The organism is Bradyrhizobium sp. MI1.10, assembly GCF_055811035.1.
On record NZ_JBVVPN010000005.1, the window covers coordinates 25175 to 37193 of the forward strand.

Sequence of the window (12019 nt, forward strand, 5' to 3'; positions counted from 1 at the left end):
TCATTGTCCCCTCCACACCCGGCGGTGCAGCGGATTGAAGCCGATACGGTAGACCAGCTCGGCGGGGCACTCGATGTCCCAGATCGCAAGATCACACCATTTGCCTGCCTCTAACGTGCCGGTATCATGGAGCACGCCGAGCGCTCGCGCGCCTTCCCGGGTGACGCCGGCAAGGCATTCGGCCACATTCATCCGGAACAGCGTCGCGCCCATGTTCATGGCAAGCAGGAGCGAAGTCAGCGGCGAGCTGCCCGGATTGCAGTCGGTCGCAAGCGCCATGGCAACGCCGTGCTTGCGGAACGCCTCGACCGGCGGTTTTTGCGTCTCGCGGATGAAGTAGAAGGCGCCGGGCAGCAGCACGGCCACCGTTTTAGCTTTTGCCATCGCCGCTGCACCGGCTTCGTCGGTGTGCTCGAGGTGATCAGCCGATAGCGCCGAGAATTTCGCGGCAAGCGCAGCGCCGCCGAGGTTCGAGAGCTGGTCGGCATGCAGCTTGACCGGCAGTCCAAGCCGCCCCGCTGTCTCGAACACCTGCGCCGTCTGCTCGCCGGAAAATGCAATCCCCTCCATGAAGGCATCGACGGCATCGGCCAGGCCGGCCTTTGCAATCGCAGGCAACATCTCCCTGCAGACGAGATCGATGTAACGATCCTTGTCGCCCTCCGCCTCGATCGGCAGCGCATGCGCGCCGAGGAAGGATGTGCGGATCGCGACCGACCGCTGACAGCCGAGGCTTCGCGCGGCGGCCAGCTGCCGCATCTCGGTCTCGGTATCCAAGCCGTAGCCGGACTTGATCTCGACCGTGGTGGCACCCTCGGCAATCAGCGCATCGAGCCGCGGCAGCGCGTGTGCTACGAGCTCGGCCTCGCTTGCCTTGCGCGTCGCGGCCACTGTCGAGACGATACCGCCGCCGGCGCGCGCGATCTCCTCGTAGCTCGCGCCCTTCAGGCGCAGCTCGAATTCATGGGCGCGGTTGCCGCCATAGACCAGATGGGTGTGACAATCGACGAGACCGGGCGTGATCCAGCGCCCTCCGCAATCGATCCGTTCGGCTGCATCGGCATCCGCCGGAAAATCAGTCTGCGCACCTGCATAGACGATACGGCCGGCGCGCGCGGCGATCACGCCATGCTCGATCTCACCAAGATCGGGGCGGTCGGCCCGCATCGTGGCGAGCCGGGCGTTATACCAGATCCGGTCGAAGCGCTCTGCCATGCAACTGTCCCTTCGCGGATGCCCCTGCGCCCTGGGATGCTTGACTTATATGTCTAGACATATAATCGTGTCGCGGTTCTGTCCAGCCGGCATGGAAACATGACACGACTGCATTTCGCCTCCGCGCTCCTGCCCTCGGGCTGGGCCAATGACGTGCAGGTGGTGATCACCGCCGGCGCGATCGCCGAGGTGACGCCGGGCGTGGCCCCGGCCTCCGGGGACGAACACCACGACATCGCGCTTCCGGGACTTGCGAGCCTGCACAGCCACGCCTTCCAGCGCGGCATGGCGGGTCTCGCAGAACTGCGCGGCGACAGCACCGACACCTTCTGGACCTGGCGCGAGGCGATGTACCGCTTCGCGCTGGCGATGACGCCTGACGACGTCGCAGCGGTCGCGACACTGCTTTATGTCGAGATGCTGGAGCAGGGTTTTACCCGCGTCGGCGAATTCCATTATCTGCATCATGACCGCGATGGCTCGCCCTACGCCGACATCGGCGAAATAGCCGCACGCATCGCGCAGGCCGCCGAAGCCTCGGGTATTGCACTGACATTGCTGCCGAGTTTTTATGCGCACGGCTCATTTGGTGGCGCAGCACCGCATGCCGACCAGCGCCGCTTCATCTGTACGGTTGATCAGTTCGCCGCGCTGGTGAGCGCCTCGCGCAAGGCGATTGAACAATTGCCGGGCGCAAATATCGGTATCGCGCCGCACAGTTTGCGCGCTGTGACGCCGGCCGAGCTTGCAGCGATCATTCCGCTCGCGGACGGCGGCCCGGTGCACATTCATGCCGCCGAGCAGGTGAAGGAGGTCGAGGATTGCCTGGCCTGGTCTGGACAGCGTCCAGTGCAATGGCTGCTTGAGCACGCGCCAGTCGACCGACGCTGGTGCCTCATCCACGCGACCCACACGACGGATGAAGAAGTCACTGCATTCGCCAAGACTGGCGCGGTCGCGGGACTCTGCCCTGTCACCGAGGCAAGCCTTGGCGACGGCATTTTCTCGGCTCGCGAATTCGTCGGTGCCGGCGGTGCCTTTGGCATTGGCACGGATTCCAATGTGCTGGTCGGCGTCGCCGACGAGCTGCGCCAGCTCGAATACGGCCAACGGCTCAAGCACCGCGAGCGCAACGTGCTCTCCGCCGGCGCAGGCCGCTCGACGGGACGCGCCCTGTTCGATCATGCGCTTTCAGGCGGCGCGCGGGCACTAGCACAGATGTCAGTCGGTCTCACGCCAGGTGCGCGCGCCGACATCGTCACGCTCGACACCACGCATCCCTCGCTGGCGGGGCGCGCGCGCGACGCCGTCATCGACGGCTGGATCTTTGCCGCAGGCAGCGGTGCGGTCGATTGCGTCTGGGCCGGCGGCGACAAGGTCGTCGAGGGCGGACGGCACCGGCTGCGCCAGACCGCACGCGAACGCTTCAACGCGTCGGTCCGGAGGCTCGTCGCATGAGCCTCGCCACAGATGCCGCCGACAAGCCGACGCTCTACAAACGGATCCGCGCCGACATCGAGAAGCGCATCCTGACCGGGGAATGGCCGCCGGGCCATCGCATCCCGTTCGAGCACGAACTGGTCGCGCGCTACGGCTGCTCGCGCATGACCGTGAACAAGGCGCTGTCGGAGCTCGCCCAAGCCGACCTGATCGAGCGGCGGCGACGTGCCGGCTCCTTCGTCCGCCGGCCGCAACACCAGTCGGCCGTGCTCAAGATCGCCGACATGCGCGCAGAGATCACCGGGCTTGGGCGCGCTTACGGCTACGAGCTGATCGGTCGCAAGCTCCGCGCCGCAACCGCTGCCGACCGCGACCGCCTCGGCGTCAAGAAGGCGGGCAAGGTGGTCGCGATCACCTGCCGCCACAGCGCCGACAACGTGCCTTTCGCCGTCGAGGACAGACTGATCGATCTCGCGTCGGTGCCGGATGCGGCGACCGCGGATTTTTCGCGTGAGCCACCCGGCTCATGGCTGCTTCACCATGTTCCATGGACAGAGGCAGAGCATACGATCAGCGCTATCGTTGCGGACGATCGCACGGCCGAAGCGCTCGACATCGCCGTCGGCGCACCCTGCCTCGTGATCGACCGCTATACCTGGCGCAGCGCGCGCACGATCACCGCCGTGCGGCTGCTCTATCCCGGTGACTCTCACCGCCTTGTCGCCCGATTCAAGGGAGGTTGAGAGGACGATGTCGGCACAAATCGTGCAACGTTTCGGGCAACGGTCCATTGGGACTGACAATGATCAACAGGACGTCAATCCATCGATCGGCAAGAGGACGACAATCATGCGTAGTTCGAAAGTATTTGCGGCAGTCATTGCGCTTACGGTCTCCACCCCCGCGCTCGCCGACGACGTCAAGGTCGGCGTCGGCATCTCCGGATGGACCGGCTTCGCGCCGCTGACGCTGGCGAAGGAGGCCGGCATCTTCAAGAAGAACGGCCTCGACGTCACCATCAAGAAGATTCCGCAGAAGGATCGCCATCTCGCGATCGCGTCCGGCGACGTCCAGTGCGCGGCAACGACCGTGGAGACCTGGATCTCCTGGAACGCCAACGGCGTCGCGACCAAGCAGATCTTCCAGCTCGACAAGAGCTACGGCGCCGACGGCATGGCCGTGCGGAACGAGCTCGCCGCGATCAAGGATCTGAAGGGCAAGACGGTTGCGGCTTCCGCGCCCGGCACCTCGCCCTATTTCGCGCTGGCCTGGATGCTCAAGAAGAACGGCCTGTCGGTGAAGGACGTCACCGTCGTGAACCTCGAGCCGGCCGCGGCCGCGCAGGCCTTCGTCTCCGGCCAGAACGATGCCGCGATGACCTACGAGCCGTATCTGTCGACGGTTCGTGCCGCCCCCGACAAGGGCAAGATCATCGCCACCACGCTCGACTATCCGATGGTCATGGACACGTTCGGCTGCACGCCGAAATTCCTCACCGAGAACCCGAAGGCCGCCAAGGCGCTCGCCGACAGCTATTTCGAGGCCCTCGATATGATCGCCAAGGACCAGGCCAAGGCCTACGAGATCATGGGCGCCGACGTGAAGCAGAGCGGCGAGGCATTCGGCAACTCGGCGAAGTATCTGCGCTGGCAGGACAAGGCCGCGAACCAGAAATTCTTCGCCGGCGACTTCCTGACCTTCAACAAGGAGGCTGCCGACCTCCTGCTGGAGATCGGCATCATCAAGGCCGCGCCGAAGGTCGAGGATCTCTTCGACGCGAGCTACATCAAGTAAATCTCCCAGGAGCCGCCGGCCCCGTCTCGCGGCGGGGCCGGTAGACTTGTTCACCACCCGGATACACAGTTTGATGCGTCCCCTCGATCCCGTGACGTCAAGGCAGCGCGTGGCTTACGGCCTTGCGTTCTTCGTGGTGTTCGTTGCCCTCTGGTCCTGGGCAACCTTCGGCGGCCACGTGTCGAAAGTGTTCCTCGCCAACCCGCTGACCATGGTGCAGGAAGGCGTCGATCTGATCGTCAAACAGGGCTTCCTGTTCGACATCGGCATGACGATCTGGCGCGTCGTCGGCGGCTTCGTACTGGCCGCCATCATCGCCGTGCCGTTCGGCGTGCTGATGGGGGCCTACAAGCCGGTCGAGGCATTCCTTGAACCGTTCGTCTCCTTTGCGCGCTATCTGCCGGCCTCCGCTTTCATTCCCCTCCTGATCCTGTGGGCCGGCATCGGCGAGCTGCAGAAGCTGCTCGTCATCTTCATCGGCTCGGTGTTCCAGATCATCCTGATGATCGCGGTCACCGTCGGCACGACGCGGCGCGACCTGGTCGAGGCGGCCTATACGCTCGGGGCCAGCGACCGCGGCATCATCCGCCGTGTGCTGCTGCCCTCCTCCGCGCCCGAGATCGCGGAAATCCTGCGGCTGGTGCTGGGCTGGGCCTGGACCTATGTCATCGTCGCCGAGCTGATCGGCTCCTCCTCCGGCATCGGCCACATGATCACCGACAGCCAGGCGCTGCTCAACACCGGCCAGATCATCTTCGGCATCATCGTGATCGGGCTGATCGGCCTGGTCTCGGACTTCCTGTTCAAGGCGTTCAACGCGTGGCTGTTTCCCTGGAGGCTCGCATGACGATCCTCAAGATCGAACAGGTCTCGCGAACCTTTCCCGCGCGCCACGGCAACGCCCCGACGAGGGCGCTGGAGCCGACCGATCTTGTGATCGGCAACAACGACTTCGTTACTATCCTTGGCCCTTCCGGCTGCGGCAAGTCCACGCTGCTTCGCATCGTCGCCGGCCTCGATCGCCCGACCGGCGGACGCGTGGTCCTCGACGGACGCGAGGTCACCGGCCCAGGCGCCGATCGCGGCATGGTGTTCCAGTCCTACACGTTGTTTCCCTGGCTGACGGTGCGCGAGAACATCGCCTTCGGCCTGCGCGAGCGTGGCGTGCCCGAGGCGGAGCGAAACAAGATCGCCGATGCCTTCATCCGCCAGGTCGGCCTGTCTGGTTTCGAGAACCATTGGCCAAAGCAGCTCTCCGGTGGCATGCAGCAGCGCACCGCGATCGCACGCGCGCTCGCCAATGATCCCAAGATCCTGCTGCTCGACGAGCCCTTTGGCGCGCTCGACAACCAGACGCGAGCCCTGATGCAGGAAATGCTGCTCGCGATCTGGGAGCGCGACCAGAAGACCGTGCTGTTCGTGACCCACGACATCGAGGAAGCGATCTTCCTCGGCAGCCGCGTCATCGTCATGAGCGCGCGTCCCGGCCGCATCAAGGCCGAGATCAACGTGGACCTGCCGCATCCGCGCTCCTACAAGATCAAGACCACGCCCGAATTCGTCCAGTTGAAGGAACGGCTGGTCGAGGAGATCCGCACCGAGGCGTTGAAGGTTGCCGAGCATGCCTGAGACCTTTTCACGCGCAAACGGCGAGCGGGTTCTCGCCGATCTCAATGCGCTCCGTGCCATCGGCGCCTACAAGACCGGCGTGCACAAGCCGACTTTCTCCGAGCCGCACAAGCTTTCGCTGGATTGGCTGGTGCGGAAGCTACCCGACGCGAGCCTCACCGCCGCGATCGACGGCATCGGCAATGTCTTCGGCACCAGCGCAAAGTCGGGACCCAAGCTGCTGGCGGGATCACATCTCGAAAGCCAGAACTACGCCGGCTGGCTCGACGGGCCGCTCGGTGTCGTCTACGCGCTCGAAGCGGCCCGCGTGCTCAATGCCGATCCCTCGCTCGAAGGTGCGGTCGAACTTGCCGCCTGGTGCGACGAGGAGGGACATTTTGGACACTTCCTCGGTTCGCGCTCCTATGTCGGGCAAGTGACCGAGGCCGACATTGATGTCGCACGCGACCGTACCAGCGGCCGCACCATGCGGGACGCACTCGCCGACATGGGGCTCGCAGGACGACCGCGCACTACCGCCGAGCCGGGCCGGCATGTCGGATATCTGGAAGCCCATATCGAGCAGGGCGACACGCTCGAGAGCGGCCGCCTTGCGATCGGCGTTGTCACCTCCATCGTCGGCATCTGGCAATACCAGATCAATTTCGTCGGTGAGCAGAATCACGCCGGCACGACCCGCATGGCTGCACGGAAGGATGCCGGGCTGGCGCTGGCAAAGTTCTGCGTCGCGATCGACGAGCGTTTCCCCGATAGCTGCGGGCCGCGCACGGTCTGGACCACCGGCCGCATCACGCTCGATCCCGGCGCGCCCAGCATCATTCCGGGGGGAGCCGAAATGCTGTTCCAGATCCGCGACGACGATCCTTTTGTCATCGCCCGCCTGGAGCAACTGCTGCGGAGCATGGCGGACGAGGCCAGCGCGAACGGTCCCTGCACCGTCACCGTGGAAAAGATTCGCACTGGCGCGCCGGCCATGATGAACGCGGGCATCCAGGACGCGATCGAAGCCGCGAGCAAGGCCCTGGCCGGCGGACGATCCATCCGCATGCCCAGCGGCGCCGGCCACGATGCGCAGATGCTTGCGGCCGTCATGCCCGCGGGCATGCTGTTCGTACCGTCGATCGGCGGCATCAGCCATCACTGGACCGAGAACACCGCCGACGTCGACATCGTCACCGGCGCGCAGGTGTTCGTCGACGCCTGCCGGCGGATACTCGGCGGCTAGAACGACGTGCTGCCCCACTCTCTCCCCATCGTCTTTGCGAGCGCAGCGACGTGTCCGCCGAAGCTTTAGCGAAGGCGGAAGCAATCCAGAATCCCTCCGCGGCGGCCGACTGGATTTCTTCGCTGCGCTCGCAATGACGGCGTATGAGGCGGCAGCTTCGTCCTCCCAGCACCACTGTCATTCCCCGCGAAAGCGGGGAATCCAGTACGCCGCGGCTTCTCGGTTCAGTCATAAACTGTCTCGGAATACTGATCGCCCGGTCAAGCCGGGCGATGACAGGGAGTCTGTAGCCGCAGACACGGCTTCGCGTCCTCGCGGCGCGTTCGCCCGAGCTTTGCCTGGTGATTCCACCCTCTTGTCCAAGAGGGCGCAGGGAAGGCCGGGTGCCGGCCGGCCCCCGCGGTCCGCTGCGCGAAAAGCACACGCAGGAAAACCGCACAGCAGCATACAGGTGTAGCCAATCACTCGGCCTTCCCTGCGCGATGGTTGGACGGCTTATGCCGTGCTCTCCCGGGAGCCGAGTTCTCTTTGGCCTCCCTCGCCTTCGCGAAATTCACCGGCACCGCGCCGGTTGACGCAGATGCCGCATTCGCTAGGGCTTGACCGTAGCAACGACGGCCAGGACCACACGGTTTTGCCGTACGCACGGCTCGCCATTTCGCCGCAGTTTTTCCAGCCCTGTCGACGGAGCCGGAAACTTACAGACGAGACGAGCCTAGCAGCGCCGCTCGTCGGAACGAAGCCTTGGGCTCACGGAGAGCAATCCGCCCTGCCCTTGGCCACTCGTACCCGAACGCTGCCGCGTCCACCGCAAGCCCGGCTCGCGAACGTGACGACCACAAGATCGCCCCTCAAGGATGAGCCGGGATGGACGACACATACGTCAAAACCGAATTTCGGTAAAGTGGAATATTTTTGCGAAGAGGGGTTGACGCGGTGGCGGGTGTTTTGCCCGACGGGTCAAGGCCCGACACTCCTTCCGTTACATGAGCGGGCTTGGGACCCGACTTCAACGCGTCGGCGGCATCAGCGCACGCAGAATACCTGGCTTCCAGGCCTGACGCGCGCTGTCGAAGGCGGCAAAGTCGTGATCGAACTGCCAGTAGGCCCATGACCAGCCGAGCCTGTCGGCGCTTCTCGCCACGAATGACAAATATCGCTGCCGGCTGTCGGATGGCGCACGCTCGTACACTCCGAACTCGCCGACATAAACCGGGCGCTGTTCTTTCTCCGCCCAGAGGCTCATCTTCCTGAAGTCCGCGGCAGCCTTCGCTTCATCCTCCGGGCTGCCCCAGTCCAGGGGCCCGATCCGCGAAAAAGTCGGAGACCACGGCGCGCCCTGATGGGTGAACCGTATCGGCGCGTAATAATGAAACGTGACGATGAGATGCCTGTCCTCTGGCGGCAGAGCCAGCGCGTCGACAGGGATCTCGTCGGTGTTGAGAACGGCGGCGATGACCGGCCGTTCGGGATTGGTGCGGCGGATAATGCCGAGACATTCATTGAGGAGCGAATTCCAGCCGGCGGACATCATTTCCCCACCAGGCTCGTTCAACACCTCGAAAACGAGTGCCGGATATTTTCCGGCATAGCGCTCGGCGATCTGCCGCCAGAACGCCTTGAGCTTCTCGGCGCATTCGGAAACGTCGCGCTGGCAAAGATGAGTATCGTGCTCGTCGACGATGGGAACGAGCTTCCTCGCGAGAACCTCCTCGATGACGGCGTCGAGCCGCCTCAGGACGATTTCGTCCATGACATTCCCCGGCCCCATGAACTTGAAGCCGAAGAAATTGATCCTGACATGCGCGAACCCGGCTTTCTTGATGGCGGTCAGATTGTCCAGGCGAAATGGCGCGTTTTGGCCGCCTTCCCAGATACCATCGTAGCCGAGAATGTTGATACCGCGACCCAGTTTTGGCATGTAACGGGCGGCGGTCTGCTCGGCCCCGTGGGCGTGGGAGAACAGCGATGCAAGGAAGAACGCCGCTACCGCGAGATTGAAGCTTCTCGACCAGCGAGCGCGCGTGGCGGTCATACCGCTTCCATTCCTAGAGCCTGGAATTCCGTCGGTCGCACCGGCCTGCACGTCGCGAAGAAAAATCCCACCAGGAGCACCGATGTGAACATCGTCGAGCGAAGGAACGTCGTCTCCGTAAAATTGGTCTGAAAGCTGAGGACGACAAATCCGATGATGAGGGCACAATGCGATCGGTCGATCGTGCGAGCGGAAATCAGATGAAGGATCTTGTGCGAAAACAGGAGGACGCTCGCAGCAAAGAGCATGTACCCCAGGAAGCCGGTTTCCATCAGGATCGCGATGTAGCCGCTGTGATAATTGTCGAGCACCCAGCCGTGATTCTGTTCGAAATAATCGTAGATCGACGGGATGGTCCAGAAGCCGTTGATGCCGAAGCCGAGCAGCGGCGCATCGTTGAAATGGCTTATCGCGTAATGCCAGATGAAGGTTCGTTCGGTGAAATCGATACTGGCATCGCCGATATGGATCGCGTCGTATCCCGTCACGTAGAAATACAGGATCAGAAGTCCGGCCAGAACGCACATGACCGACGGCAGGAGCGCATAGAGCCTCATGCAGCCGACCGACCACATCGAGGTCACGAGCATGGCGCAGGCGGCCAGGGCGACAGCGCCGGCGCCGCGCGATTCCGACGCGAGCACACATGTCGACGCCAACAGGAACACGGCGAGGAAGGCCAGCCACCCCTGCCCCGTCATCTTTTGATAGCAGGCCAAGAACATCAGATACGCGCCGACGAAGCCGAGCGTCTGCTTGGATTCGTAGACGCCCTGCCATTGACCGTTGTGCATCCAGCTGTGGTCGATCCCGATGTCGGGCACGGCCAACGCACAGACAGCCGACGCGGCGACCAATATGAAGAGCCCAAGGGCCGTGGCTCTCACGATGTCGTCCACGTCGACGCGCGTGACGAGGCAAAATGCGCCGAACGTCGTCATCGCAAGCGCCGCGCTCTTCATGATCGCCGCGACGCTCAGGCTGGACCAGAACACCGAGAGAATAGCGAAGGCATAGAATGCGACCAGCGCCACCAGATCGGGATTGACCTGCAACCGCAGGCGCGGCTGCACGAATGCACTTGCGTAGATCAGGATAGCCCACATCAGAAGGGCTATGGCCTGTTGCAGAAAGCTCAGCTCCGCCGGCACTAGCGCAGCGTTGAAGATGCCCATCGATGCGACCACGTTGATGGTGATCGAACAGCTGATCGCGATCCTGGCTATCCTCTCGACGCCAACGCTGCGCGTCGTCCAGATCGCGCGCCCGGGTGCCCCGGAATCCACCTCGGTCTGCAGGCTGGCCATGAGATGACCTTCCTTAAGCGCGGTTAATAATTCGCTAGCGCAGGTCGATCTTCACCCCGCGAGGCGGCGCCGTTGCGAGAAATTAACGGTTTGGTAACGATACGAGCTCTGCTTGAAGCATTAGCGCAAATCACACGCCGCCGGTGTCTCGCCTGTAATGACCCTGCTATAAAGCGCAGATCCGGTTCGATCGACGGTCCCGAGCTATCCGGCTTCCCTGGTTATCATGAACAGACCTAGCAACACATTCGACATCGCCATCGAGCAGGGATTCGACTTCCTGTCGCCTGATTACGCGGAGCTGTTCGACAACTCGGCCGCCACCGCGTTCCAGCATCCGCTCTGGCTCGACACCCTCTATACCAGGCTCGCGTCTCATGCAGGCGCAACGCCTCTGGTTGTCGTGGTCCGCCACCGCGCGACGGGCGCCCTTGCGATGGTGCTGCCCTTGCTGCGGATCCGGCGCGGCCCGATACGGACCGTCGAATTCGCCGACCTTCGCGTCTCCGACTATCTGGCTCCGGTGTGCAGTCCGCAGGTCTTTTCCGAGCTGCTCAAGGACGAGAGCGCGTGCGCAGAAATCAGGTACCTTGTCCGCCCGTTCGATCTGCTCCGAATGACCAAGCTCCCGGATGGACGGCTTCCGATCGAGAACCTCCTGGCTACGCCCCGCCGCGCCGCGATGGACTCCAACGCCTACGCGACCGTTCTCGTCGCGCCGTTCGAGCAATGGCGCGCCAGCGCGATGGACCGTTCCTACCAGAAGGAGCTCGCAAAAAAATCCCGGCAGCTCCAGAAGAAGGGCGATCTGAGTTTTTCATGCTGCGGCGACAGCGCCTCCGTGATCGAGGCGCTGGACGTGATGCGAAAATTCCGCGGTCCGCGCTTTCAGGCGCAAGGCGACGGAGATCTGCTCCAGCGCTCCGAATATTACGGCTTCTATTCCGAGATGGCGCAGCGCGGCCTCGGCTCCTTTGTCCGGCTCTATGCCATGAAGATGGATGGCGAGGTGATTGCCGCCGTGCTCGGGCTCTGCCATCGAGGCAGCTTCCTTGTTATCATGAGCACCTTCGACATTGCCGGATACAAGAGCCAGTCCCTGGGCGCGCTGATGTTCGAGCAAGTCGCGAAGGACTGCATTGAGCGCGGGGATCAGATGCTCGATTTCACCATCGGTGACGAGCCCTACAAGAAGCAGTTCGGCGCACAGCCCGCGCCGATGTGGGTGGTCACGCAGGCCGGCAGCACCGTGGGCGCCATTTCCTTGTTCGCACTGAAGCAGGCGCCCTGGCTCAAACTGGCCGCCAAGCGAATGTCGGAGTTCCGGCTCCTGCCGACCCGGACCTCAACGCCCACGCGCTGACCGGCGCGAGG

10 protein-coding genes are annotated in these 12019 nt (G+C 63.6%); 7 read left to right on the forward strand and 3 right to left on the reverse strand.

Annotation, left to right across the window (positions count from 1 at the left end; genetic code table 11):
- A complete protein-coding gene (gene hutI, locus AC0L3K_RS07220; protein WP_473365674.1) occupies positions 1-1215 on the reverse strand; it encodes an imidazolonepropionase in 1215 nt (404 codons plus the stop codon).
- Positions 1216-1314: 99 nt separating this feature from the next.
- Between hutI and AC0L3K_RS07225 the strand changes: the two genes are divergently transcribed.
- The 6 genes from AC0L3K_RS07225 (at position 1315) to AC0L3K_RS07250 (ending at position 7303) form a co-directional block, all read left to right on the forward strand.
- The gene (locus tag AC0L3K_RS07225; RefSeq protein ID WP_473365675.1) at positions 1315-2673 is read left to right on the forward strand and encodes a formimidoylglutamate deiminase; all 1359 of its coding nucleotides are present in this window, start codon (positions 1315-1317) and stop codon (positions 2671-2673) included.
- The gene (gene hutC / locus AC0L3K_RS07230) at positions 2670-3398 is read left to right on the forward strand and encodes a histidine utilization repressor (protein ID WP_219678701.1); all 729 of its coding nucleotides are present in this window, start codon (positions 2670-2672) and stop codon (positions 3396-3398) included. The genes AC0L3K_RS07225 and hutC overlap by 4 nt, the downstream gene beginning before the upstream one ends.
- A gap of 106 nt (positions 3399-3504) precedes the next feature.
- On the forward strand, positions 3505-4449 hold the full coding sequence (locus AC0L3K_RS07235) for an ABC transporter substrate-binding protein (protein WP_473365676.1): 945 nt from the start codon (positions 3505-3507) through the stop codon (positions 4447-4449).
- A gap of 73 nt (positions 4450-4522) precedes the next feature.
- Positions 4523-5296, forward strand: a complete 774-nt coding sequence (locus AC0L3K_RS07240; protein WP_027519414.1) for an ABC transporter permease — start codon at positions 4523-4525, stop codon at positions 5294-5296.
- Entirely contained in the window at positions 5293-6078 is a 786-nt protein-coding gene (locus AC0L3K_RS07245) for an ABC transporter ATP-binding protein (protein ID WP_354170523.1), read from the forward strand. The genes AC0L3K_RS07240 and AC0L3K_RS07245 overlap by 4 nt, the downstream gene beginning before the upstream one ends.
- The gene (locus AC0L3K_RS07250) at positions 6071-7303 is read left to right on the forward strand and encodes a hydantoinase/carbamoylase family amidase (RefSeq protein ID WP_473365677.1); all 1233 of its coding nucleotides are present in this window, start codon (positions 6071-6073) and stop codon (positions 7301-7303) included. Before AC0L3K_RS07245 ends, AC0L3K_RS07250 begins: the two co-directional genes overlap by 8 nt.
- Positions 7304-8312: 1009 nt before the next feature.
- Here AC0L3K_RS07250 and AC0L3K_RS07255 read toward each other — a convergent pair.
- Together AC0L3K_RS07255 and AC0L3K_RS07260 are read right to left on the reverse strand one after the other, a co-directional pair.
- A complete protein-coding gene (locus tag AC0L3K_RS07255) occupies positions 8313-9338 on the reverse strand; it encodes a glycoside hydrolase family 5 protein (RefSeq protein WP_473365747.1) in 1026 nt (341 codons plus the stop codon).
- A complete protein-coding gene (locus tag AC0L3K_RS07260; protein WP_007593052.1) occupies positions 9335-10645 on the reverse strand; it encodes an O-antigen ligase family protein in 1311 nt (436 codons plus the stop codon). Before AC0L3K_RS07260 ends, AC0L3K_RS07255 begins: the two co-directional genes overlap by 4 nt.
- Before the next feature lie 226 nt (positions 10646-10871).
- Here AC0L3K_RS07260 and AC0L3K_RS07265 point away from each other — a divergent pair, with 226 nt between their 5' ends.
- A complete protein-coding gene (locus AC0L3K_RS07265) occupies positions 10872-12008 on the forward strand; it encodes a GNAT family N-acetyltransferase (protein WP_473365678.1) in 1137 nt (378 codons plus the stop codon).
- The last annotated feature ends 11 nt before the right edge of the window (positions 12009-12019 follow it).